This window comes from Marinobacterium lutimaris (assembly GCF_900108065.1).
GTDB classification, from domain to species: Bacteria; Pseudomonadota; Gammaproteobacteria; order Pseudomonadales; family Balneatricaceae; genus Marinobacterium_D; species Marinobacterium_D lutimaris.
The window spans coordinates 992689-1017966 of the sequence record NZ_FNVQ01000001.1; the positions used below are offsets into that span (position 1 = coordinate 992689).

Below are 25278 nucleotides of genomic sequence, written 5' to 3' on the forward strand. Positions count from 1 at the left end.
TGAAGGTCGATCCCATGAGTATTTTCAATGTGAACCCGGTCACGGTGGATGACTACCGACGACTGGCCCGGCGCAGGCTGCCGCGCTTTCTGTTCGACTATATCGACGGTGGCGCTAACGCCGAGCAGACCTTGGCGGATAACGTGAACGGCTTCGACCGCTACCGCCTCAAGCAGCGGGTGATGCGTAACGTGGATGATGTGGACACCTCCACCACCCTCGCTGGCTTCGAGGCGGCGATGCCTATGACACTGGCGCCGGTGGGCATGGCGGGCATGTTCGCCCGCCGTGGCGAAACCCTGGGCGCGCGCGCCGCCAACGCCAACCGAGTGCCCTTCACCTGCTCTACCCTCGGCATCTGCCCGGTGGAAGAGATAGTGCAGGCCACCGGCAAGCCGATCTGGTTTCAGCTCTATATGCTGCGTGATCGCGAGGTAGTGCAGTCGCTGCTGAAACGAGCCGAAGCAGCCGGCGTAAACACCCTGGTATTTACTGTAGACCTGCCGGTGCCCGGCAAACGCCTGCGCGACTTCCGCAACGGCATGCTCGGCACCAATCTTTGCAGCAAACTCTCCAAGGCCGCGCAGCTGCTCTACAGCCCGCGCTGGATTATGGATGTTGCAATCAAGGGCAAACCCCACGTGATCGGTAACCTGAGCGAAGTGGTGCCCAACCCCGATGATCTGAACGAATACAAAGCCTTTATCGACAGCCAGTTCGACGCCAGCGTCACCTGGAAAGATATCGAATGGCTCAGAACAATCTGGCCCGGCAAGCTGATCATCAAAGGTGTGATGGAGGTTGGAGATGCCCAGGCAGCGGTAGCCGCAGGCGCCGATGGCGTGATCGTCTCCAACCACGGCGGCCGCCAGCTGGACTCGGTCTCGTCCAGCATCGCCAAGCTTCCCGCTATCGCCAAGGCCCTGGGCGATCAAACCGAGGTTTATATCGATAGCGGTATCCGCAACGGCATCGATGTGGTCAAAGCGATCGCCCTGGGCGCCCGCGGCGTCCTGATCGGCCGCCCCTGGATCTACGCCATGGCCGGCGCCGGCGAACAGGGAGTGAATGATTTGCTCAATAACTTCCAGAGCGAGATCAGAACCGCCATGGCGCTGATGGGCGTGAACCGGTTGGAGGAGATTACTGGGGAGTTGATTGAGGAGGTTTGAGGTCGCTTAGCGAGGAACTGTTAAAGCAAGGGCCGGATCGATGAGGATCGTCCGGCCTTTTTAATTTAATCTGAGGTTCGGCTCTTGGCCCAGAGCTGGCATGAGCAGCTACTCAGTCCAGGTGGTCTTTAGTCCATGAGCAGTCATTTGCTGACAACAGAGTTGATCTAGGCTCCCCGTTAGCATCATCAATATCGTAGTCTATCCCTGTTCGTTTGCGTTTGCCGGTAAGGGAGAATGTGGTAAGTTCCGAGTGTGGCTGACCCCATGTCCATAGGCCACCTATGGGAATCAAACAGTCGTTAAAGCGAACAAGCTGCACAACAGCGTAAATGAGTCACATTCCCAACTGGGCACAGTGACTTTGTTTAGTGGCCTGACAATGTCGAAAAAAGCCCAATTTTGGAGAACGTGCTTATGAACACGAAGTCAGCAAACCTGCCAGAATTTACCCTGACAATCCTGGGTAAAAATCGCACTCCGATTCGTCAGAAGATCTTTGACAGTAAAAACTTCATCTTGCCCGGCACTCGGGTTGGCGTTGAAAACCGTGAGCCTAAAACCCGTAAAGAGAAGATGGACGCCTGGGTTCAGGCCCCACTGTCTGAGCGGCAAATTGAGATCATGGGAATGATGGGACAGCCGAACCCGTTCCACCATTTCGCCAAGGCGTTTGATACCTCCCAGCTCACGCTTTCGATTCCTAACAAGGGTATCAAGATCAAGGTCGCAGACTTCCGCGAAGAAGCTCTGAAAGCTGCTCCTGAAGGAACGAAGATAGGCGCGGCTTTTGACACCTATGCCAAAGCACAATACGACCGCTCTTATTCTGATTTGGTTAGTGATGCCCGCAACAAAGTGATCTCCCGGTTCGAAGCCGCCTTTGCGGAGAACCTTGATCACGACCCGATGAACGATGAGTACCACACTGACAAGGAAATTTTCCTGCACCATCCTGTGTGGACTCCTCAAAGCTCAATTAAGGAATACAAGTTGCTCGCGAAGCAAGGTCATGTGTACTCCCAGTACCTGGCCGGTGTGTTTCTTGCCTCGAACGCTGGTGGTTACAAGGTTGAGTGTGTTGAGTACCTGCTGATGGCATACGAAAATAAGCATCCTGAAGCCATGCGCGTACTCGCTGAGTTCCTGAATTTCAAGAATGATTACTACGGGGCGGTGCAATGCGCACTTCTGTCTATAGACGGTGGTGATGACTACTCGATGAAAATCGTTCGTGAAGTGCTTGGCAGTACCTCTCACCAAATGATGCAGACGAATCATGGTGTCGCTCCACTAAGCCTCGTAATCATTGAGACTCTCCGCGCAAACGGATTCGACTCGATCCTGGGAGAGCATTTCAGCGAGTTCAATCCTGACCCACATCCTGGAATTCGTATCGCTGATTTTCTCAACGGGGCGCAGTCATGAGCGGCTTTCGAATATGGGATAACAACAGCTCTGACGAAGAGCAGGAAGAGTTTGAGTGTCTCGATTGCGGGTGCACCACGTCCGAGGCTGACTTCGAGTCAGTCGACGATGAGATGAACCAGCAACGTCCGCGCTGCCCTGACTGCCAGAGCTCACACCGAATCTCCCGCGCAACCTGCGAATGTGGTGAGCCCGCGACTCATGAGGTTGACTCAGGGTTCGTTTGCGACGATTGCCATGACCACTATGTCAGCGGTTACAACCGGGACTAATGTTTAAGGGGGTGGGACGTGCATAATTGCTCGCACGCCCCCACATACCAATGAGACTTTAAGCATCCGGATCTCCAGCTCTCATTGCCGATAAGCGGTCACCACTTGAACCCACAGCCCGAAGCAGACGGTAGCGAGAGCAGTCATAAACGCTCCAAACAGGGGGCCGACAAATAAGCGCAGCGTATTGGCGGTTCCAGCGACCAACGGGAGCGACTGCTTCAGTTTGTTAGGCAAAATTATCCCTCGACTTGGAATATAAATTCCTCACCAGGAACCAAGTTAAAGTTGCAATCCTTAGCTTCAAGCCCGTTAAGCTTGAGGCGATTAATAGCCTCGCCTTTACTTTCTAAATCCATCAGCATTTTTTGTTCTAATTTTTCAACATGAGAAAGCATATGAAGAAACCCGCTAAGTATATCGGTACTTTCTTCTAGGAGTTGCGACCTCGAGATATCTGCAGTTCTAATGTTTAAATCTTGAATCCCTGAATGTGCCGCCTGTGAATTTCTCAACTTATTGACAAGATCCATATGATCCATGGCGCAATGCTCAAATTCTAAGCAAAGATGGTATGGGTGTGCGAGTGTGCCAACCAAAGATACGAGATGAGGTTCTTTACCATTTTTTCGTTTGCAACCTGGGCATGGAGACTCTAGCAATTGCCCTAATGCCATTCGTCCATATCTCGATTCTGGAATCTGTGTGCAGTATAGGAGCTGTTTAATTGAGGCTTCACATAGCCTCGTGGAATATAGAAGTATTTCATTATAGAGGCGAAGCCTTTCAATTTCTGAGTCTGTCTCATCATCTGTAGACTCAGAAAAGTTCGCATAGTCGTGAGAGCTATTTATAACCCTACTCATTAGAAGCGATAAAGTAACCCCGCTCTTAGAATATGGATTCGTAAAACCGCTATTATGTGGGGCTTCATGAGTAGGAATAATAGATAGGTGCCCTCGCTGTAACATCCAAGCACGCATTTCTGTTGCGATTGGCAAAAGATTTATCCCGCTAATCATTTCCCCTGACCAGCGAAACGCTTGAGGACGATAGCTCCAAGAGTGATGAGTACCATGCCACTCGCGTTTATTAGATTCCACTTCGGCTGATTCCTTCCTCATGCCTAACGTTTGGTTAAGGGGCGGCCTTTAGCCCGTCCCAGCGAGCGATTTGAACAATTTTTAGGTGCTTTCTATCAATTTAATTTCACAATCTTCGAACACATCTTGCCCTGAAGTCCACAAAGTAGCCGCTTCCTCAGTCTCTAATGCCACTAAAACTGCCTTAGTTAACTCGTAGCTACCATGAAAGCTTTTAGGTAGAGATTTTAGTAATCCACTTCGATAGCCGGATATTATGGCTGTATACGTTGCAAGCTGTGCTTTCTCTTCGGTAATACTACCTGGAGGAAAGCCGTGTGGCTTTGCAGCAATGCATTCTTGTAAGCTAAGCGATGTATGCTTCTGGCATAACAGAGGGCGAACTTTGTATATTTGGCACTTCCCTTTATCTAAGAATGCACATGGCAGATTAAGTGCTCCTCTCTGCTCTGGCGTCTTCCCCTCAATTTTTTTGTTTAAAGTGCTTAGCTTGAAGATAAACCGTTGAACCAGATTCAACTTACGTCGAGTTAGATACTCAGCAATCCTTAAAGCTTCAGGAGCTGTTACAGAAACAGACTGATAGCAGCAATGATCACATTTGGCCCTGCACGCAATCGGAGGGGTTCTCGGATCTAAGACTTTATCTCGCATATTTTTTGCGAAGTCGGCGGCATTTTCTACAACGTCACATAGGGTCGAAATAGTCGCTGACTCCGCCAGTCTAAACTGAACCTCTGATTCTTCTGCGTCAGCCAAACCTGACAGAAATTCTTGTTCCTTATCCAAGCGACCTCCGTGCTCTTAGTCCGCCTAACGTCGCGTTAAAGGGCCAGAGCAGAAAAGTTATAGAGGTCCCAGGAGCGCAGTTACCGAATTTTAGTGCTTTGTTATATCTCATTTTCCCACCACCTGTGCCAGCCATTTCTTGAAGTATGTTAGCTCTTTCGGGTCCGGGATAACTTTAAACAACTGGGCCAGATTTTCACGAGTTAGCAGCACTCGGCCAGCCTTCACAGCGGTTTTAACACGCTCCAGCTTTTCCTCAAGTTCTTGGCACCATTTTGCCCAAAAGCGGAGTGCGCTCGAGGGCGCTGCATCGACATCAAAATCCGCCAATTCTGCAAGTTTAGGTTCTACATCCAGAACTAGGATCTCTCGGATATTGTGCTCATGGTAAAGGCACTCGATGCCACTAAGATTGCCTGTTTGCTCCTCGAGATACTGTGGCCGAGGCAACGACTTGCCAGCCATTACCTCCATTCCCTTAACCTCTTCTTCCGTCGCTAGGCGAGGAACACGGATTGATCCATCTCGCGCCCGGATCATTTTACCAACCTCGCGCACTAAAATGTCGGGGCAACCTTGGTTCCGCTCGGCCAAAGCTCTGCTAGTTCGATACACCCAATCGGTACCTTTCTCCTCTCCCCTCATCTTGGAAATCTCTTCGAGGTAGCGTTCGAGTTGAAAAAGGAATGACGCAATAGTCTGTCGGTTTTGGTAATCAGTCAGTGCTCGGGCAAATACCTTGGAGAATTCATCAAACTTCACACCAAAGTGATTTTTACCGCAGATATTTCCAATATTTGTGACCCTTCCGGATTTCGTTGTGACGATATAGCCCCGGCCGTGTGGTTGGTGGCACACAGAGAGGCCACAGTTGATCTTGTCTTTGAACATATACCTACCTATGATTTCTTTCAGCTCCTCTTTTTCAGGATCAAGGTCGATAGTAAAACCCGGAAGTTGCAGGATTTCTTCCCAAGACTCTACATCTTCAAATCCGCGCTCGCTGTTTAGGGTGATCATTATTTACGACCTCGAATCTGATACATAACGCCCGCAGCACGCGTGGCTTTGGAATGTAGGCAAAGCCGCAATGAAAAAGACGTCGCCGTGCCTACGATTGTTAGAAACGATCAATATCATTCAGCCTCTTGAGTTTATCTGTGTTGGCCAGCAATACGAACTGACGAATGCGGTACGTATCCGCGACAAGCTTTCCATGTTCTTTAATCGTTTGTAGTGCGTCATCCGATCTGCGAAGATCAAATCCGATTTCACGAGAAATCTTCCACGTAGATTCTGAAAGTTCTTTGAGGCTTACAAGGGATTCACCTGCAGTCGAAGTTGCATTCTCCACAATAGATGAAATCACATCAGACAAACGGCTCGGACCTCTTCCTACAAACTGAGGCGAATGCCAGCATATATCTGTCCCTGTCTGTGAGTAGGAATAGAAGTGATTATGATCCTGGACATGCTCGTGCGGTGTTATAGCCACGTGTTCTCTTAAAAACGGACTGCAATTCAGGTAACGAACCATAAATCTCTCTCGGATCTCAGCGTGGCGTCTGAACCATATAGGATCACCATGAAAACGGAAATCTTCGTTAAAAAGCGTTTGATAATATTGTGATTTATCTAGCTCTAAAGGAGCTACATAGAACGCTCTTGAAACACCTTTTATTTCATGGCTAAGCAGCACATTATGCTGAAGGTGATACGCTTTTTCAGCCTTCTTTCGGAGCTGAAAAAACAGTGATGGATCCTCTTCCAAGCTATTGAGAGCTCGATACTCTCTGATGTCTTCCATCCGGCTTCGGCTAACAGATTTAGAAATTGGGACAATCGTCGATGAGTGCAGTCCTGTTGATTTTTTAAACTGCATGTAAATCGTACAGCCTGCATCATATCGCTTATCTGCGCCAGTGATTGGCTCGTTCACATCGACTAATCGCAGCGGTCCGGGACTCCCCAGAGGCGTGCACCAAGAAAAGTACGAAGCAATATCTGCCTCAATCTGAGCTTCTGAAAGGTTCCCTTTAATTACGTACTTCGGACTAGCCACAAAACTTTCCTTTATGTTCTAACATTTTGATACTGAGCATGCGTGCGTTGGTTTAGAGAGCAGAAAGAATGAGGTGATATAAGCATTTGAAATATATCGATATTTAAACATCATGGTTATTTCTCCTCCGTGAAAAACGAGCATGCACGTTTGTATGAAACGCTGTGCGTAGTATCACACAATCCCCGCTCCTTAATCCCTTAAACTTGCGCCCGTTTTCCGGGCTTTGCCGGTAACATATGAGCACACTCAGGTTAAAAAACGAGCAACTAGACCAATCCACACTAAATATACTGTATGAAATTACAGAGAAACGAGGTGCTTTGTCCACACGCCAACCACGGCTTAGGCTCAGAGGTGACTCCCGCAAAGTCCGCTTTGTGCGCTAAGCAGAACCGCTTATTGCCTTTCGTGCAAGGAGATGGCGTACCAGCCCGACCTGGGTGGGTGCAGCTGTGGGTGAGGAACAGCAGTGGTCGGCTGGTACATAACGCGAAGATCGACGGGATCGCCGACCTTCTGAGGTTCGCCCCGTATCCCTAAAGTAGGGATTTATATGCCGGGGCGAAGGTGGAAGGCTACATGTTCGGGTAGTTGGGTCCGCCCATCCCTTCTGGCGTGACCCAGGTGATGTTCTGGGCCGGGTCTTTGATATCGCAGGTTTTGCAGTGCAGGCAGTTCTGGGCGTTGATCTGGAAACGCTCGCCCTCTCCCTCCTCTATCACTTCATACACGCCTGCCGGGCAGTAACGCTGGGCGGGTTCTGCAAACTTCACCAGGTTCTGCTGCAGCGGGATATCGGCGTTCTCCAGCTGCAGGTGACAGGGCTGGTCCTCTTCATGGTTGGTGTTGGAGAGAAACACCGACGAGAGCTTATCGAAGCTCAGCTTACCGTCTGGCTTGGGGTAGATGATCGGCTGGTAGCTGCTGGCCGGTTTCAGCTGTTCATGGTCCGGGTGGTTATCGCGCAGCGTGACCGGGATACGGCCACCAAACCAGTTTTGATCCACGTAGTTGAATGCACCGCCGAGCCACTGACCGAGTTTATGCATCGCCGGGCCGAAGTTACGGGAACGGAACAGCTCATCGTAGAGCCAGGACGACTCGAACAGATCCGTATAGCCTACCAGCTCATTGCCGCCCTCATCGCCTTTGGCCAGCGCCTGGAAGATCGCTTCAGCGGCGAGCATGCCGGATTTCATCGCGGTGTGGCTGCCCTTGATCTTGCTGAAGTTGAGCGTACCGGCATCGCAGCCGACCAACAGTCCGCCGGGGAAGGTCATCTTCGGCAAGGAGTTGTAGCCCCCCTTTGCAATGGCGCGGGCGCCGTAAGAGACACGCTTGCCCCCTTGCAGATGACGCGCAAGCACCGGGTGATGTTTCAGGCGCTGCAGCTCATCGAAGGGGCTCAGGTAAGGGTTTGCATAGTTCAGGTCAACGATCTGCCCGACCACCACCTGATTGTTTTCGGTGTGGTAGAGGAAGAAGCCGCCACTGGTGTCTTTATCCAGCGGCCAGCCGGTGCCATGCACCACCAGACCAGGCTGATGCTGTTCCGCAGGAATATCCCATAACTCTTTGATACCTAATCCATAATGCTGGCAGTCGGACTGGCTATCCAGCTTGTAACGGGCGATCAGCTCCTTGCCCAGGTGGCCGCGACAGCCCTCTGAGAAAATGGTGTATTTGGCATGCAGTTCCATGCCCGGCGTGTAGTTGGCGCCCTGCTCTCCGGCGGCGGTTACGCCCATATCGCCGGTGGCGATGCCCTTCACGCTGCCATCCTCGTTATAGAGGATTTCGGCGGCGGCAAAGCCAGGGAAGACTTCGACACCCAGGGACTCGGCCTGCTCCGCCAGCCAGCGGCAGAGGTTACCCAGGCTGATGATGTAGTTGCCCTGGTTGTGCATCGTCTTCGGCACGAAGGCGTTGGGGATGCGGGTGCCCTTTTTGGCATCTTTCAGCAGATAGACTTCATCTTCGGTGACGGCCGTGTTCAGCGGAGCACCGAGCTCTTGCCAGTTGGGGAATAGTTCATCCAGTGCGCGGGTCTCGAACACCGCACCTGAGAGTATATGAGCGCCTATCTCGGAGCCTTTCTCGACGACGCAGACGGTGAGTTCTTTTTCCGCTTCCTGGGCCTGCTGCATCAGGCGGCAGGCGGTAGAGAGCCCGGCCGGGCCGGCGCCCACGATAACGACATCAAACTCCATAGAATCACGCATAAAAACCTCCCGGCGATATCCCTGCCGCCTTTCTTATAGATATAAGGTCATCAATTCGGGTCAAAAAATATGCCCTGAACCTGGGGAAGAACAGGGCATAAAGGATTGCGACGACTGTCTTTCGGATTTACGGCTGAGGCTTATAGCTTGGATTCCAGCTCCGGCACCGCCTCGAACAGATCAGCCACCAGACTGTAATCCGCCACCTGGAAGATCGGCGCTTCTTCATCCTTGTTGATCGCGACGATCACCTTGGAGTCCTTCATACCGGCCAGATGCTGGATCGCACCGGAGATACCCACGGCGAAGTAGATATCGGGCGCTACGATCTTGCCGGTCTGGCCCACCTGCATATCGTTGGGTACAAAGCCTGCGTCCACGGCAGCACGGGAGGCGCCCACCGCCCCGCCGAGTTTGTCGGCGAGGGATTCCAGCAGTGCGAAGTTCTCGCCGTTACCCAGGCCACGGCCACCGGAAACTACTACGCTGGCCGCAGTCAGTTCTGGGCGGTCGGACTTCGCCATCTCTTCACTGACAAAGGCGGAGGTGCCGGCATCGTGAGCCGGGCTCACGCGATCTACACTGGCGCTACCGCCGGTGCTTGCTGCCGCGTCAAACGCGGTGCCGCGCACGGTGATCACCTTGATCGCATCCAGTGACTGCACGGTAGCGATGGCGTTACCGGCGTAGATCGGGCGCTCGAAGGTATCGGCGGCTTCTACGGCGATGATGTCGGAGATCTGGCCCACATCCAGCAGCGCGGCCACGCGGGGCATCACGTTTTTGCCGGTGGTGGTGGCCGGCGCGACTACGTGGCTGTAGTCCTTGCCGAGCTCTGCTACCAGCAGCGAGAGGTTTTCCGCCAGCTGACGCCCATAGGCGGCGTTATCGGCCAGCAGGACCTTGGAGACGCCAGCAACGCCTGCAGCGGCTTCGGCAACTGCGGCGCAGCCTTCGCCCGCGACCAGCAGGTGCAGTTCTTCGCCCATCTGGCTAGCGGCGGTAACGGTGTTGAGCGTGGCACTTTTCAGGGTGCTGTTGTCATGTTCTGCAATGATGAGAATAGCCATCTGATCGCCCCCTTAAAGTACTTTGGCTTCGTTTTTCAGTTTGTCGATCAGCTCGTCTACGCTGGCGACACGGATACCGGCCTGGCGCTCTGCCGGGGCGGAGACTTTCAACAGGCGGGTGTGGTTCTTGAGATCTACGCCCAGGTCTGCCGGGGTTTTCACATCAAGCGGCTTGCGCTTGGCTTTCATGATGTCCGGCAGCTTGGCGTAGCGCGGTTCGTTCAGGCGCAGATCGGTGGTAACGATGGCCGGGAGTTTCAGGTTCAGGGTCTGCAGGCCGCCATCCACTTCGCGGGTGACGTTAACGCTGTCGCCGTCGATCTTAACTTCAGAGGCGAAAGTACCCTGGGGCCGGTTCAGCAGTGCGCCGAGCATCTGGCCGGTCTGGTTGTTGTCGGCATCGATAGACTGCTTGCCGAGGATAACCAGGCCCGGCTGTTCCGCTTCAACTACTTTCGCGAGCAGCTTGGCAACGCTCAATGATTCGGGCAGCTCTTCGGTTTCGATCTGGATGCCGCGATCGGCGCCCAGCGCCAGTGCGGTGCGGATCTGTTCCTGGCATGCTTTGGGGCCGATGGATACCACAACCACCTCGGAGGCGGCGCCGGATTCCTTGAGTCGAACCGCTTCTTCTACTGCGATTTCGCAGAAGGGGTTCAGGGCCATCTTCACGTTAGCCAGATCCACATCGGAGTTGTCCGGCTTTACGCGTACCTTGACGTTGTAGTCGATGACGCGCTTAACAGCGACGAGTACTTTCATCTTAAACCTCTCTTAACACCCTTTGCGGATGGCTCCATGCGGGTGTTTGTTCTCTTGTTATTCTGGGTGCTGCCGGCTATTCACCGGCAGCTTGTGCCTTTAGATTCTTATTCCTTTTGAATCCGAATCTGTGCGTTCTATTAAAGGTGCTGATCAGAACTGATCTTCACTCAGCGCCATGATGCTTGCGCTGCCCTTCTGGATCGTTTCCAGGCTCGCCTTGGTGCGCGGCAGCAGGTGCTCGGAGAAGAACTGGGCAGTGACCAGTTTCGCCTTCAGGTATTCCGGATCGCCCTCGCCTGCATCCAGCAGCGTCTGGGCGCGCAGTGCAGACTGGCCCATCAGCCAGCCACCGCAGAGGTAGCCGAACAGCATCATGAAGTGCACGCTGACAGCACCGGCCGCGGCCGGATCTTTCGCAGCGTTTTCCAGCAGCCAGCTGCGCGCGGTGTTGCCTGCTTCCAGCGCTTCACGCAGTGCCGCGCCCTGCTCTGCAAAGCCTTCATGCTTACTCAGCGCAACCACGGTCTCTTCGATCTCGGCCAGCAGTTCTGCCAGTGCTTCGCCCTTGTTAAGCAGGGTTTTGCGGCCGACCAGGTCCAGTGCCTGGATACCGGTGGTGCCTTCGTAGATGGTCAGGATGCGGGCGTCACGGTAGTGCTGGGCGGAACCGGTTTCTTCGATAAAGCCCATGCCGCCGTTGACCTGGGTGCCCAGGTAAGTGATCTCCTGAGACAGTTCGGTGATCCAGCCTTTGACGATCGGGGTCAGCAGTTCCAGGCGTGCCTGGTGACGGCGCTGGTCCGCTTCATCCTGGGCGCGTCCGGCGCGGTCCACCTCTGCAGCGCCGACGAACGCCAGTGCACGCATTGCTTCGGTAGCGGACTTCATCTGCATCAGCATGCGACGCACATCCGGGAACTTGATGATGGCGAAACGGCTGCCATCCTTGTTGGTGCCCTGCAGACGCTCTTTGGCGTAATCCAGCGCCTGCTGGTAAGAACGCTCGGCAATGGCGACACCCTGAAGACCCACTCCCTGACGGGCGCAGTTCATCATGGTGAACATGTACGCCAGACCCTTGTTGGCTTCGCCGACCAGGTAGCCTATGGCGCCCTCTTTATCGCCGTAGCTCATGACGCAGGTGGGGCTGGCATGAATGCCGAGCTTGTGCTCAACGGAGACGCACTTCACATCGTTGCGTACGCCCGGGTTGCCTTCGGCATCGAGCAGAAACTTGGGCACCACGAACAGGGAGATCCCTTTCACGCCGGCCGGTGCGTCCGGCAGACGGGCCAGCACCAGGTGAATGGTGTTGTCGGTCATCTGGTGATCGCCCCAGGTGATAAAGATCTTCTGCCCGGTAATCAGGTAGTGATCGCCATTGGGGATCGCGCGGGTCTTGATCGCAGCCAGATCGGTACCGGCATCCGGCTCGGTCAGGTTCATGGTGCCGGTCCATTCGCCGGAGACCATCTTCGGCAGGTAGGTCTGCTTCAGCTCTTCGCTGCCGTGGTGCGCAATCGCTTCAACCGCGCCCTGGGTCAGCAGCGGGCAGAGCGCGAACGCCATGTTGGCGGACTGCCAGATCTCGTTAACGGCGGTGCACAGTACGTTGGGCAGGCCCTGGCCTTCGTACTCTTCATCGGCGATCAGGGAGCTCCAGCCGCCTTCGGCGAACTGCTGGTACGCTTCCTTGAAGCCGGCGGTCTCTTCAACGCCCTGCTCGGTCAGTTTGACGCCCTGGTTGTCGCCGATCACGTTCAGCGGTGCCAGGACTTCGGAGCCCAGCTTGCCGGCTTCGGTGAGGATGGCGGAGGCCAGTTCAAAGTTGATGTCGTCAAAGCCGTTGGCGGCGCACAGATCGTCGAAGCCAACCAGCTCGTTCAGTACAAACTCGGCGTCCTGATGCGGGTGTTTATAATCGCTCATTGTTATTCTCCTCGGCTCCAGCGCTCTGGCTGGAGCTCTTGTTCATCGGTTTTCAGTAGTAAGAGCGGCCTTCGGCCAGACGGGCTTTGAAGCCTTCGGTAAGCTGGTAAAGCGCGCCGCGTGACTGGTGTTCTTCCGCACGGCGGGCAAACTCTTCCAGGCCCAGGGTGTCGATGTAGCGCAGGGCGCCGCCACGGAAGCGCGGGAAGCCCAGACCCAGAATCAGCCCCATGTCCGCCTCGGCCGGTGTTTCGACGATGCCGTCTTCCAAGCAGAGTGCGGCTTCCAGGCACATGGGGATCATCATGCGGTCGATGATCTGCTGATCGGTCAGCTCCAGCTGGGCGCTGCGGCGATCTTCGATCAGTTGCTGCGCCTTCTCTGAGGCCTTCTTGAAGCGACGACCGTTCTCATCCTTGCCGTACTCGTAGAAGCCCTTGCCGTTTTTCTGACCCAGGTGCTTGGCATCCAGCAGTGCCGCCGCAATCACATCGCCGTCGTGACCCATGCGTACCGGGAAGCCTTCCTGCATGACGTGATCGGCGTGTACCAGGGTGTCGATGCCGACAACGTCAGCAAGATATGCCGGGCCCATGGGCCAGCCGAAACCTTCCATAACACGGTCGATGCGCTCGAAGTCGACACCGTCCAGCAGCAGGCGGTTAAAGGCGTTGAAGTAAGGGAACAGGATGCGGTTGACCAGGAACCCCGGGCAGTCGTTAACCACAATCGGGGTTTTGCCCATGGCGCTGGCATAAGCGACAGTGCGGGCGATGGTTTCATCACTGGTCTGGCTGCCGCGGATCACTTCTACCAACGGCATCAGGTGCACCGGGTTGAAGAAGTGCATGCCGCAGAACTGCTCCGGGCGGGAGACGCTCTCGGCCAGCTGGTTGATGGAGATGGTCGAGGTGTTGGAGGCCAGCACCGCCGTTGCCGGTACCGATTTTTCCACCTCGGCCAGCACGCTGGCTTTGACCGCCGGGTTTTCCACCACGGCTTCCACCACGATATCGACGTTGCTGAAGTCGTCGTAGCTCAGCGTCGGCTGGATGCCACCCAGCACTGCCTGTTTAGCTTCTTCGGTCAGACGGCCCTTTTCGATCTGCTTGTCCAGCAGGCCGGAAGCGGTGTTGATACCCAGCTCCAGCGCTTCGTCGCGGATATCCTTCATTAGAATCGGAGTACCGGTGGACGCAGACTGATAAGCCACGCCGCCGCCCATGATGCCGGCGCCGAGCACGGCGCTCTGTTTAACCGGTGCTGCCTGTTTGCTCCAGCTGCGCGCTTTCTTTTTCAGCAGCTGATCGTTCAGGAACAGGCCGATCAGGCTTTTCGCCGCGTCGGACTTTGCCAGGGTGGTGAAGCCCTCGGTTTCAACTTTCAGTGCTTCGTCGAACGGCAGAGACGCATGGGTGGCGACGATCTCCAGGATCTGGATCGGCGCCGGATAGTTCGGGTCCAGCTTTTTCGCCATCTCCGCGGCCATCGCCTTCACTTCGGAGCTGTTCTGAATCGGCTGCCGCTTACGCTGGCGGTTAGCGCGGAAATCCACTTCGCCATTCACCGCTGCCTGCAGCAGTTCCAGCGCTACAGCGCGCAGCTCGCCCTCTTCCGCGAGACGATCCGCAACGCCCAGTTCCAGTGCGACAGCGGCCTTCTGCGGCTTGCCGGTCAGCATCCACTGCACGGCGCTGGCGGTATCGATCATGCGGCTCAGGCGAACGGTGCCGCCCCAGCCTGGGTAGATCCCCAGGTTCACTTCCGGCAGGCCGACGCGGGCATCCTTGGTAAGCACACGGAAATCGGTGCTCAGTGCCAGTTCAAAACCGCCACCCAGGGCCATGCCATTAACGGCAGTCAGAGTCGGGAACGGCAGGGACTCGATACGGGAGAACAGTGCATGGCTCTCTGCCAGACGCTGCTGAAGCTCGGCATCGGGCAGCGCGAACATGCTCATGAATTCGGTGATATCTGCGCCGACGATAAATGCCGGCTTGGCGCTGCTGATCAGCAAGCCTTTGATGGACGAACCCGTGATGGAAGAGTCTGCGGCGATGATCTCTACCGCTTCGCCCAGCTCGCGCATGGCGATGGAGTTCAGGGTGTTGACCGGCGCACCCTGTGCGTCGAGAACCAGCTCAACCAGCCCATTTTCAATAGATTTAAGCGTTACAGCCTGACCGTTATACATATTGTTATTCCTCAGTCATGCCTGCGGTAGAACACTCGGCCCACTTGGCTTACGTGCTGCCGGATGGAGCTAACTCTTGGTTTGCAGACAATTAAAAACCGTTATTGCCGGGAAAATGAGCCGTCTAAAAAGAGCCGTCCCTGGCCTAATGGGCATCAAACGAGGTTCCCGGTGTACAAACTTGCTAATGCGTTTCTCTTGGTAGGGTCTGATCAGGCGCGCTCAAACAGCGCTGCGATACCCTGACCACCGCCGATGCAGAGGCTGACCATGGCGTAACGACCGTTAATGCGCTCCAGCTCGTACAGCGCCTTGATGGTGATCGCGACACCGGTGGCGCCAATCGGGTGACCCAGGGAGATACCACTGCCGTTGGGGTTGACGCGGTCACGCGGCAGGTCCAGCTGCTGGCAAACGGCCAGGGCCTGGGAGGCGAAGGCTTCGTTGACTTCGTAAACGTCGATATCGGTAACGCCCAGGTTGTTGCGCTCCAGCACTTCGGTGATCGCCGGGACCGGGCCGATACCCATGATCTTCGGATCAACGCCCACTACGGAGTAATCCACCAGGCGGGCCATCACTTTAACGCCCTGGGCTTCGGCGGCTTCGCGATCCATCATCACGATGGCAGCGGCGGCGTCGTTCATGCCTGAGGCGTTACCGGCGGTGACGGTGCCGTCTTTCTTGAAGACCGGCTTCAGGGAGGCGAGGTCTTCCTGGGTGCAGTTGAAGCGCACGTGCTCGTCGGTATCGAACTGGGTTGGGCCTTTGCGTCCCTTGATCTCGATCGGCAGGATCTGGTCCTTGAAGTAGCCCTGCTCGATGGCGTTCTGGGCGCGGTTGTGGCTCAGGGTTGCCAGTTCATCCTGCTGCTCGCGGGTGATGCCGTACTTCTCGGCCACGTTTTCCGCGGTGACACCCATATGGATGTTGTTGAATGGGCAGTGCAGCGCGCCGACCACCGGGTCCACCATGACGCCATCGCCCATGCGCTGGCCAAAGCGAGCATTCGGAAGCTGGTAAGGTGCGCGGCTCATGGACTCGGCGCCACCGGCGATAACTGCATCGGTGATACCCAGTTCGATCTGCTGTGCAGCGGTGAGGATCGCCTGCAGACCGCTACCGCAAAGACGGTTAACCGCCATGGCCGGAGTGGTTTCGGGTGCGCCCGCATTCACAGCGGCAACGCGTGCCAGGTAGGCGTCGCGGGGTTCTGTCGGCAGCACATGGCCGAAAACACTGTGGCCGATCTGCTCTGGGGAGATGCCGGCGCGCTTGATCGCCTCGTCGGCAACCATGCTGGCCAGGATATGCGGCGCAAAGCCTTTCAGGCTGCCACCGTAACCACCGATCGCTGTACGAACACCACTGACGACTACTACTTCACGTTTCTGCATGGGACCCACCCTTTTCTTCCTGCCTGCGGTGCCGAACCTTGCCGGTCGCAGGGTGATTATTGTTAGCCCAGGATTCTGGGTTCATCGGTTTAGGCTTAGTTTCCGGTTCTGGGAGGGTTCCAACAATGACGGATACAGCCCGATATCTAACATATTCGGACATTTAATCTATAATTGGTCGCGGTATAAGCGTTAATCACCGGTTTGGTTGAGCGAAAACGGACATGAAGAACGAGCAGCACTCCGTCTCCATACACTTTGCGATCACCCTGATCGCCGCCGCCGAGCGCAAGGGGCTGGATACCCGGCAGCTGTTGCACAATGCCGGTTTGAACGAGCAGTTGTTGAAGCAACCGGGGTTGAGGATTACACCGGAGCAGCTGAGCCGACTGACTCAGGAGGTATGGAAAGCCGCGGACGACGAGCTGATCTGCATGGGCAGCCGGCCATCGCGCCAGGGTGTGTTCGCGCTGATGGCCAAACACCTGGTGCACTGCCGCAAGCTGCGCTCGGTCTATCATCGCTTTGCTCAGTACTACAACCTGATCGCGGATGCCTTCGAGCTGAACTTCAGTGTTGATGGAGAGCTGGCTACCCTCACCCTGAAACTGACGGATGTGGACAACGACCCCGACCATACCCTGCGCGAGTTTCTGCTGTTGCTGCTGCACCGCTTCCCCAGCTGGCTGATCGGCCAGAGAATTACTCTGGAGCGGGTCACCTTCGACTTTCCCAAACCCGCACACAGCGAAGAACACCGGCTGATGTTTCCGGGCCGGGTGGATTACGACCAGCCTATCTGCAGCTTTTCATTCAGCAAAAAGCTATTGGATGAACCTGTAGTGCAGACCACCAGCACGCTGGGCGGCTATCTGCGTACCCTGCCGCTGGAGTGGTTCAAACGCCAGGCCTACTATCCGGTGTATACGCGGCGGGTGCTGAATTATCTGGAACAGGCGTCGGACCTGGCGCAGACAGGTATCGAGCAGGTGGCGGAGGAAGCGCATATGACCTCGCGTAATCTGCGCCGCAAGCTGAGTAGCGAAGGCACCAGCTTTCAGGAGCTGAAGGATTCGGTAAGGCGCGATGCCGCGATCCACTATCTTAGCCAGCCCACACTGACCATCGCGCAGATCGCCCGCGAGCTTGGTTTCTCGGAGCCCACAGCTTTTACCCGCGCCTTCAAGCAGTGGACCGGGGTTTCACCCAGCCTCTACCGGCAGGAGTCTTAAAAAGGCTTTTGCCCCTTCTCTATTCGAAGGCAGCTCCGATTCAGTGCAGCTGCTTTCGCGTCACAAGATATCAACCCCGTTTCATCTTCGGTCAAACCGCTCACTCTGGAATTTCTTACGCTGAGGCAGGACTCGGTGTGCGGGATACGTACGCCATATGAAGACAGTGATATGCCCAGCAGAGGAAAACAATAATGAGTGCGTACGCGATTTTCGATGTAGAGATCTATGACCTTCAGCGCTACCAGGACTTTATGAGCCAGGTGAAGCCAGTGGTGGAATCGTTCGGTGGTAAGTACCTCTCCCGCGGCGGCGCGCACAAGGTTTACGAGGGTGAATGGGAGCCGCGTCGGATCGTTTTGTTTGAGTTTCCATCCATGGAGAACCTGGAAGGCTTCTACTACAGCGACACTTACCAGGGGCTGAAAACGATTCGTGACGAGTGCAGCTCGGCCCGTGTGGTTTCGGTGGAAGGTACCTGACCACGGAACTGGCTCAGGCTGCGTCCGCTGGAAAAGATCTTAGTGGACGCATTTCGAACACAATAAGAAAAGGAACAACCTACCTTGAACCTTAATCTGAAAGGCCGAAAGGCGATCGTCTGTGGTGCTTCCAAGGGGCTGGGCAAAGCCTGCGCCCTGGCGCTTGCCGAAGAAGGCGTGGATCTGGTGATCAACGCACGCAGTGCTGATGCTCTGAATGAAACCGCAGAAGAGATCCGCAGGCAGACCGGCGTCGGTGTCACCGCTGTGGCCGCCGATATCACCACCGAAGCCGGACGTGATCATGTCCTGTCCGCCTGTCCCAAACCCGATATCTTGGTAACCAATGCCGGTGGTCCGCCACCGGGAGATTTTCGCGAGTGGGACGAACAGGACTGGTATTCGGCGCTGGATGCGAACATGCTGACACCGATCTTCCTGATAAAGTCGGTGATCGATGGCATGCAGGCGCGTCACTTCGGCCGCATCATCAATATCACCTCTTCCGCGGTAAAAGCGCCGATCCCTATTCTTGGCCTCTCCAACGGCGCCCGCAGCGGCCTCACCGGTTTTGTCGCTGGGCTAGCGCGTCAGACCGCAGCCTACAACGTAACCATTAATAATCTGCTGCCGGGTTCTTTCGAAACCGACCGCCTGACCTCCACGCTGGATTCCTACGCGAAAAAGCTAGGTGTAAGCGCCGAGCAGGTCCGTGAAGAGCAGATGAAGGCCAGTCCGGCGGAACGCTTTGGCGATCCGGCTGAGTTCGGCGCTTACTGCGCTTTTCTCTGCGGCAGCCAGGCAGGCTTTATCACCGGTCAGAACCTGTTGCTGGATGGTGGGGCTTATCCGGGTACGCTGTAAAAAGATCAGGTCCCAATTAGCGGGGGTTAGTTGGGGCTTTTTTTCAGTGGAAAGTGAGCAATTTACCGGGGAAGCTCGATAAGTAGTGGGGCTCAATCCAATGTCGGTACTGGAGCGGACGTAAGACTGAGCTCAGGTGTCAGTCAATGATGGGAAAACGTTGATAGTGGATACGCATGATTAAAAAAGCCCCTTATAGGGGCTTTTCAATTACTCACGCTGCGGTAGCTATCACACCAAGACGGTCTTTATGAAACTCACACTGCCCCCATAGCCACTTTTCCTGAGTGGCTAGCGATTTTTCATCTCTGATAAAAGAGACGTTTCCATTCTTCGCGTCACCTACTGCGGCAACGAACTTGGGATTTTTCATTGCCGTATACAATAGTGACTCCCACATACGCTTGCCGTCTCGAGTCTGCTCTGAATCACTAACGACGATATTGTATTCCTGAACGAGCTTCTTGAAAAAAACCGCTTCAGTTATATCGCGAGTAGCCTTCGCATCATCGCCACGGATCTGCCGCCAAATCATCGACTGCTTAACCGGCTTATTGGGATTAATTCTATCCAGAGTGATATCTGTTTTCTCAACCCTGTTGAAAAAGGCGACTCTCTTCTCAGCCCGATTAAGAACGAATATCTCAAGCTCCGTATGCTCATTGAAGTGCTCAATAATTCGCAGCTCGTAACCCTCTGGCATAGTGACGCCAATCTCAGCACTGAGATCACGACTATCAAATTGTTCCAGACGATCAAATTCCTCCCGATTCTGATCGGGATCAGAAAGGTGGGCGAACAGCTTTGTCGCTTGTTGGTCGTCCAGTACGAACGGCACTTCTAATGCTCCTGAAATCGCACTCATAGAAGGCTCCTTAGCTATCTAGAACCTTGGGGTCTTGACGCCGTCTCAGCGGCTAAATATAGCGATTGGTAATCAACTATTAGTTGACAACCAGTATACGGTTGTAACGTAGGTTAATCAATTTGAGTGCGTATTATTTATACAGAAGGAGGCTAATCAGCGCTTAGTTATTGGAGCACTGTGTATTCGGAAAGTATTCGGAAATTTTCAGAAGCGACTTAGATGGTCTCTCTAAGTGCTGATGTTCCTGAAGGGAACATCGAGGAGTTCAAAGAATGGAGGCTGGAGTCGGAATCGAACCGGCGTACACGGAGTTGCAGTCCGCTGCATGACCACTCTGCCATCCAGCCCTTTCTTTGTTTACTTGTTGGAGCGGGAAACGAGACTCGAACTCGCGACCCCGACCTTGGCAAGGTCGTGCTCTACCAACTGAGCTATTCCCGCGCTGTGCGGCGTGTGCCTCAACAAGTGGTGCGTATTATAGAGCTCTAAATCGGGCTGTCAACACACTTTAATAATTATTTTTGCTTAAAAATTAACCATTTAGCGAAAAAACTGGGATTAACCTAGATATCTTCGCTGAGGAACGGCCAGGCGGCTTTCAGATAGACAAACATTGACCAAAGAGTGAGCAGCGCCGCACCGTAGAGTGCCCCTACCCCAATCCATGACAGAGTGCTCAGCGGCGGAACGGCCAGCAGCACCAGGATTGAGATCATCTGCAGCGTGGTTTTGACCTTGCCGATCATCGATACCGCTACGCTGGCACGCTTGCCGAGTTCAGCCATCCACTCCCGCAGCGCGGAGATCACAATCTCGCGACCAATGATCACGATAGCGGGCACCGTCATCCAGGGCTCTGCAAAAGTTTCCACCAGCACACCCAGTGCCACCGCTACCATCAGCTTGTCGGCGACAGGGTCCAGGAAGGCACCAAAGGGCGAAGACTGATCGAGTTTGCGCGCCAGGTAGCCGTCAAACCAGTCGGTGATCGCTGCCAGGCCGAAGATCAGGGCCGACGCCAGCGGCGCCCAGCCGTACGGCAGGTAATAAACGAGTACAAATACCGGAATCAGGACGATCCTCAGCAGGGTAAGAATATTGGGTATTTTCATCTAGAGGATCTGAAGCCTGTGCTGTGACGCTTAACGATCGGGATGGAGCGCGGCGTAGATTTCCTCCGCCAGCGCCCGGCTAATGGTAGAGACTTTTGCGATTTCTTCAATACTGGCGCCCTCTATATCCCGCACGCTGCCGAAGTGGCGCAGCAGCTCGCGGCGGCGTTTCGGACCAATGCCCGGGATACCTTCAAGCTTGGATTGCTTACGCGCCTTGCCGCGGCGTGCGCGGTGGCCGGTAATGGCGAATCGGTGCGCCTCGTCGCGGATATGCTGTAGCAGATGCAGCGCGGGAGAATCGCTCTCAAGGATCTGCTCTTCGCCGGTCTCACCGCTGACGAGGACTTCGAAGCCCGCTTTTCGGGTGGGCCCCTTGGCGATACCGATGACCAGTACTTCGGTAACCTGAAGACTGGCGAGCACGTCCATGGCCTGTGCGACCTGCCCCTTGCCGCCATCGATCACCAGCAGATCGGGCAGTTTGCCCTCGCCTTTTTTCAGCCGAGTATAGCGGCGGGTCAGCGCCTGGTGCATGGCGGCGTAATCGTCGCCACCGGTGATCCCTTCGATATTAAAGGTTCGGTAATCGGATTTGAGCGGGCCGTTACGGTCGAACACCACACAGGAAGCCACGGTGGCCTCACCGGAGCTGTGACTGATATCGAAGCATTCCAGCCGCTCCGGCAGATGGTCCAGGCCCAGAAGGTCCTGCAGCGCCAGATAACGGGCGTGAATGCTCTGTTTGCTGGCCAGGTGGCTGGCCAACTGCTGTTCGGCATTGGTCTGCGCCAGACGCTGCCACCCTGCCCGTTCGCCACGCACCTTATGGGTGATATTGACGGCGCGGCCACGCTGGGCGCTGAGAGCTGCCTCAAGCGCGTCGTGATCCTCCAGTTCAAAACTGAGGATCAGGCTGTCGGGGATCTCGCGACCAGCGCCGAGATAGAACTGCGCGATAAACGCTGACAGCACATCGGCAGGGCCTTCTTCCACCGAAACCCTTGGATGGTAAACCTTGCTGCCGATCACCCGGCCCTGGCGCACAAACAGGCCATGCACCACCGTGCCGCCGGCCTGGATGGCGCAACCCAGCACATCGGCATCACCACTCATGCCGGAGATATACTGCTGTTCCTGCACCTGGCGCAGGCGACCGATCTGATCGCGGATCTCGGCCGCCTTTTCGAACTCCAGGTTCATGGCAGCGTCGTCCATCTGCTTCGCCAGTTCGTCCATCACCGCCTGATTGCGCCCTTCAAGGAACATGGTGGCGTGACGTACGTCGCGCTGATAATCCTCGGGCGAGATCATATCGACACAGGGGCCGCTGCAGCGTTTGATCTGGTACTGCAGACAAGGGCGGGAACGGTTACGAAAGAAGCTGTCATCACACTGACGGATCAGGAACACCTTCTGCATCAGGTTAAGGCTTTCCCGCACGGCCGCACCACTGGGGAATGGGCCGAAGTAACGCGCCTTACCCTTCTTGGCACCGCGGTGAAAACGCACCGCGGGGTAGGTTTCCTGGTCGGTGATCAGGATGTACGGGTAGGACTTATCGTCACGCAGCAGGATGTTGTAAGGCGGCCTCTGTTGCTTGATCAGGTTCTGTTCAAGCAGCAGGGCTTCGGTCTCGCTATTGGTTATAGTGACTTCGATGCGCGCAATACGGCTGACCAGAGCGATGGTCTTGGTGGTCAAACCACTGGCGCGGAAATAGCTGGAAACGCGGTTCTTCAGGTTTCGCGCTTTGCCAACATACAGAATCGAGTCATCGGCCGCATACATCTGGTAGACGCCGGGCCGTGTGGTCAGGCGGCTTAGAAAGGCTTTACTGTCGAACCCGCCGGTCTGCTCAGAGCTGGCCTGATCTTGGCTGGCTTGACCTAGGTTAGAATGTTCCTGGTTACTGCTCACGTATTAAACCGAACCTTCCCCTGCTTACTCTGCCAGCAGCGCGAACTTCTTGTTCGCATCCATATGGAGGTGGGTGGCTTCCTGGTGAATTTCACGCAGCTGGTCACGGGTCAGATCCGAGATGCCGGCACCGCGGGAGAGTGATACTTCCAGGTAAACACCTATCTCGGCGTAGTAATAAAGCCGCGCATCAAAGGTTTTTGCACGCTTGAGCTTGGACAGCGCGATCTGCGCACCGTTAACCAGGATATTGTTGATATCGGTTTCAGACAGCAGCGGATGACGTTTACTTTGGCGGTTGTTCTGCTGCTGCTCGGTTTTCAGGCGAAGTGCCTGGCGTTTTGTCATCGCTGTCATTGGACGCCTCTGTCTGTCATCCTAAGTGTTGCTGGAAGTGCCGTGAAACCTGCTATTGGCACGTGCAATAGTCTAGGGAGTCTTAAAGCAGAAGTGAATCGCAACCCTATCATTCAGAGCACTACCCTTCGTAACCCTGCCATTCGTACAGCCGAAGGTCAGGAGTGTCTGCTGGCCGAGCTGGAGTGGCTGCGCACTTCTCCGGATCTGATGCTGGCTCCCTCAGAGTTTAGCTGTCCCGACGAGATCAGGTTTGGCTCCGGCACTATCGGCTCATCAGCCGATTTGACCGACTATGAACCGCGCTGGCGGCTGGGGGAACACTTCGAGAATATTGTACACTTTCACCTTAAAAACAACGACCAAATATCTGATATTCATAGAAATATCCAAGTTGCTAAAGATAAGATCACCTTGGGCGAAATGGACTTCCTGCTCAAGCTGGGGAGCCGGTGGATACATCTGGAAGTTGCCCTTAAACTCTATCTGCTCGACCCTGTCGATGATGCTGAACCTATCGATCTGGCGGGGTTTATCGGCACCCGACGCAAGGACTGCCTGGCTACCAAATGGCGACGCATGCTGAGCCATCAGCTCCCGTTGAGCCAGCGCCCGGAAGCGCAACAAGTGCTGACGGAATTGGGTGTTGAAGAGTCACCTCTGCCTGCAGTCTGGGTTAAAGGCTGGCTGTTTTATCATCCTCTGCAAGCTAAGACACCCGCCCCGGCCGGGGTGAATCCCGAGCATCTGCGCGGCTGGTGGTTGACCTGGTCGGAGCTGGAATTACTTTCCAACAAGGGAGAGCGGTTCATGTTGCCGGGCAAGCCGGACTGGCTGCTACCGCCCGCCTGCCTGGGCAATCCGGTGTTTACACTTGATGAACTGCGCACGCATCTGCAGGATCAACATCGCGGCAATCTGGTTGTGGCGCTTGAGCGAGTGGATGGCGGTTGGCTAGAGAGCAGTCGCGGCTTCGTCGTGCCCGACAACTGGCCCGGTAGCAGCCGATGAAGAGCAGTGCGATGAGGAGCAGCGTTTGATGGTTGGTAAGGCGCTCAGCGCGCATCTGCTGCTGTTTCTATGGACCGTTCTGGTGGCCTCCTCTTTCCCTGTCGCCGCGCTGTTTGATCCAGCGCTTTCTACCAACTTCCTTGTCAGCCTTAGGTTTCTCACCGCAGGTGCCATCATGCTGGTGTTTATGCGTGAGCGTGGCTGGCCCGGTTTCACTGCCGGGATGATCTATTCGATTCTCGGGCTGCTGCTGGCGGCGTTCTTCTCCATTATGTTCAAGGCGCTGCAGTTTATCTCTCCGTTAACACTCGCCGCGCTGTTTGTAACCCAGCCGCTATTTGCCTACCTGATCGCGATAACCGTGGGCATAGAGAAGCCCAGGTTTAAACGCCTGGGTACGCTGCTGCTGGCGGCAACGGCAGCGCTGGTGATAGTCAGCCGTGCGGACTTCGCGGGGCTTTCCGGCTTCGAACTTGGCTTTGGCGAGTCTATTTTCCTGTTTGGCTGCGTACTCTCAGCGGGCTATAACAATCTCTCCCGCTATGCCACCGACCATGGATTGATCCCGGCCAACCCATATCGGACCACCTGTTACGGCTTGCTTGCCGGCGGGGTGCTGATCGGTTTGCCGGATCTGCTGCTGGGGCGACTGGGTGAGTTTTTCGCCACAGTGAGCCTTGGCGATCTCAGTGCTCTCGCCTATCTCACGCTCTTCACGACGCTGGTGACCTTCTGGATCTTGCAGGTGGCGACACTGAGGTTATCGCCAAGCATGGTCGCAGCCTATGGTTATGTGCCGCCCCTGTTGGTGCTCTGCGCGGAGCTATTGTTTGGTATAACCGACTGGAAACCCGGCTACCTGCTCGCCTCCGCCATGCTTATGGTGAGTATGTTGCTGCTGGCCCGGGCCGACAGTCAGTCGGATAACACCCACTGCAAACGCCTTTAGTAAAAGACGGGTAGTAAAAGACGGGAGTAAAACACGGGCACAAAAAAGGGCCGCTTTAAGCGACCCTCTCGAATTCG

General features: G+C 55.3%; 22 protein-coding genes and 2 tRNA genes. 8 read left to right on the plus strand and 16 right to left on the minus strand.

Annotated elements, in window-relative coordinates:
- The first annotated feature begins 14 nt into the window (after positions 1-14).
- The 3 genes from C4S72_RS04340 (at position 15) to C4S72_RS04350 (ending at position 2872) form a co-directional block, all read left to right on the plus strand.
- Positions 15-1172 (plus strand): L-lactate dehydrogenase, encoded by a 1158-nt coding sequence (locus tag C4S72_RS04340; protein WP_104001817.1) that lies wholly within the window; start codon positions 15-17, stop codon positions 1170-1172.
- 417 nt (positions 1173-1589) lie between these two features.
- Positions 1590-2600 (plus strand): SEL1-like repeat protein, encoded by a 1011-nt coding sequence (locus C4S72_RS04345; RefSeq protein WP_104001818.1) that lies wholly within the window; start codon positions 1590-1592, stop codon positions 2598-2600.
- Positions 2597-2872: a hypothetical protein gene (locus C4S72_RS04350; RefSeq protein ID WP_104001819.1), complete on the plus strand. Its 276-nt coding sequence runs from the start codon at positions 2597-2599 to the stop codon at positions 2870-2872. Before C4S72_RS04345 ends, C4S72_RS04350 begins: the two co-directional genes overlap by 4 nt.
- 239 nt (positions 2873-3111) lie before the next feature.
- Here the strand turns inward: C4S72_RS04350 and C4S72_RS25585 are convergent, their stop codons facing one another.
- The 10 genes from C4S72_RS25585 to C4S72_RS04400 all read right to left on the minus strand — a co-directional run bounded on the left by C4S72_RS25585 (position 3112) and on the right by C4S72_RS04400 (position 16406).
- The gene (locus C4S72_RS25585; RefSeq protein WP_146071857.1) at positions 3112-3975 is read right to left on the minus strand and encodes a hypothetical protein; all 864 of its coding nucleotides are present in this window, start codon (positions 3973-3975) and stop codon (positions 3112-3114) included.
- An 81-nt stretch (positions 3976-4056) separates the two neighbouring features.
- Entirely contained in the window at positions 4057-4764 is a 708-nt protein-coding gene (locus tag C4S72_RS04360) for a YkgJ family cysteine cluster protein (protein WP_104001821.1), read from the minus strand.
- A gap of 108 nt (positions 4765-4872) precedes the next feature.
- Positions 4873-5784 (minus strand): hypothetical protein, encoded by a 912-nt coding sequence (locus C4S72_RS04365; RefSeq protein ID WP_104001822.1) that lies wholly within the window; start codon positions 5782-5784, stop codon positions 4873-4875.
- A 100-nt stretch (positions 5785-5884) separates the two neighbouring features.
- Positions 5885-6826 carry a hypothetical protein gene (locus C4S72_RS04370; RefSeq protein ID WP_104001823.1) on the minus strand — a complete coding sequence of 314 codons (942 nt, stop codon included), beginning with the start codon at positions 6824-6826 and terminating at the stop codon, positions 5885-5887.
- 578 nt (positions 6827-7404) lie between these two features.
- Positions 7405-9051 (minus strand): electron transfer flavoprotein-ubiquinone oxidoreductase, encoded by a 1647-nt coding sequence (locus C4S72_RS04375; RefSeq protein ID WP_104001824.1) that lies wholly within the window; start codon positions 9049-9051, stop codon positions 7405-7407.
- A 140-nt stretch (positions 9052-9191) separates the two neighbouring features.
- Positions 9192-10121 carry an electron transfer flavoprotein subunit alpha/FixB family protein gene (locus tag C4S72_RS04380; protein ID WP_104001825.1) on the minus strand — a complete coding sequence of 310 codons (930 nt, stop codon included), beginning with the start codon at positions 10119-10121 and terminating at the stop codon, positions 9192-9194.
- Positions 10122-10133: 12 nt separating this feature from the next.
- Positions 10134-10883, minus strand: coding sequence for an electron transfer flavoprotein subunit beta/FixA family protein (locus tag C4S72_RS04385; RefSeq protein ID WP_104001826.1), 750 nt, complete (start codon positions 10881-10883; stop codon positions 10134-10136).
- A gap of 153 nt (positions 10884-11036) precedes the next feature.
- Entirely contained in the window at positions 11037-12815 is a 1779-nt protein-coding gene (locus C4S72_RS04390; protein WP_104001827.1) for an acyl-CoA dehydrogenase, read from the minus strand.
- A 52-nt stretch (positions 12816-12867) separates the two neighbouring features.
- On the minus strand, positions 12868-15009 hold the full coding sequence (gene fadB, locus C4S72_RS04395; protein WP_104001828.1) for a fatty acid oxidation complex subunit alpha FadB: 2142 nt from the start codon (positions 15007-15009) through the stop codon (positions 12868-12870).
- A gap of 212 nt (positions 15010-15221) precedes the next feature.
- Positions 15222-16406 (minus strand): acetyl-CoA C-acyltransferase family protein, encoded by a 1185-nt coding sequence (locus C4S72_RS04400; RefSeq protein ID WP_104001829.1) that lies wholly within the window; start codon positions 16404-16406, stop codon positions 15222-15224.
- A 224-nt stretch (positions 16407-16630) separates the two neighbouring features.
- Between C4S72_RS04400 and C4S72_RS04405 the strand changes: the two genes are divergently transcribed.
- The 3 genes from C4S72_RS04405 to C4S72_RS04415 all read left to right on the plus strand — a co-directional run bounded on the left by C4S72_RS04405 (position 16631) and on the right by C4S72_RS04415 (position 18984).
- The gene (locus tag C4S72_RS04405; RefSeq protein ID WP_104001830.1) at positions 16631-17638 is read left to right on the plus strand and encodes an AraC family transcriptional regulator; all 1008 of its coding nucleotides are present in this window, start codon (positions 16631-16633) and stop codon (positions 17636-17638) included.
- 194 nt (positions 17639-17832) lie between these two features.
- Positions 17833-18120, plus strand: coding sequence for a DUF1330 domain-containing protein (locus tag C4S72_RS04410; protein ID WP_104001831.1), 288 nt, complete (start codon positions 17833-17835; stop codon positions 18118-18120).
- An 84-nt stretch (positions 18121-18204) separates the two neighbouring features.
- Positions 18205-18984 carry an SDR family oxidoreductase gene (locus C4S72_RS04415; protein ID WP_104001832.1) on the plus strand — a complete coding sequence of 260 codons (780 nt, stop codon included), beginning with the start codon at positions 18205-18207 and terminating at the stop codon, positions 18982-18984.
- A 214-nt stretch (positions 18985-19198) separates the two neighbouring features.
- Here the strand turns inward: C4S72_RS04415 and C4S72_RS04420 are convergent, their stop codons facing one another.
- The 6 genes from C4S72_RS04420 to C4S72_RS04445 all read right to left on the minus strand — a co-directional run bounded on the left by C4S72_RS04420 (position 19199) and on the right by C4S72_RS04445 (position 23241).
- Entirely contained in the window at positions 19199-19849 is a 651-nt protein-coding gene (locus tag C4S72_RS04420) for a hypothetical protein (RefSeq protein WP_104001833.1), read from the minus strand.
- A 276-nt stretch (positions 19850-20125) separates the two neighbouring features.
- Positions 20126-20199: transfer RNA gene (locus C4S72_RS04425), tRNA-Cys, on the minus strand.
- An 18-nt stretch (positions 20200-20217) separates the two neighbouring features.
- Positions 20218-20293, minus strand: a tRNA-Gly gene (locus C4S72_RS04430).
- Between the two features lie 122 nt (positions 20294-20415).
- Positions 20416-20964 (minus strand): CDP-diacylglycerol--glycerol-3-phosphate 3-phosphatidyltransferase, encoded by a 549-nt coding sequence (gene pgsA / locus C4S72_RS04435; RefSeq protein WP_104001834.1) that lies wholly within the window; start codon positions 20962-20964, stop codon positions 20416-20418.
- Positions 20965-20994: 30 nt separating this feature from the next.
- Entirely contained in the window at positions 20995-22782 is a 1788-nt protein-coding gene (gene uvrC / locus C4S72_RS04440; RefSeq protein ID WP_268807693.1) for an excinuclease ABC subunit UvrC, read from the minus strand.
- Between the two features lie 126 nt (positions 22783-22908).
- The gene (locus tag C4S72_RS04445) at positions 22909-23241 is read right to left on the minus strand and encodes an excinuclease ABC subunit C (protein ID WP_235009044.1); all 333 of its coding nucleotides are present in this window, start codon (positions 23239-23241) and stop codon (positions 22909-22911) included.
- Positions 23242-23283: 42 nt separating this feature from the next.
- On the opposite strand from C4S72_RS04445, the gene C4S72_RS04450 reads away from it, so the two are divergent.
- Positions 23284-24252 (plus strand): DUF1853 family protein, encoded by a 969-nt coding sequence (locus C4S72_RS04450; protein WP_160115441.1) that lies wholly within the window; start codon positions 23284-23286, stop codon positions 24250-24252.
- Positions 24253-24280: 28 nt separating this feature from the next.
- Positions 24281-25201, plus strand: a complete 921-nt coding sequence (locus tag C4S72_RS04455) for a DMT family transporter (RefSeq protein ID WP_104001837.1) — start codon at positions 24281-24283, stop codon at positions 25199-25201.
- Positions 25202-25278: the final 77 nt, after the last annotated feature.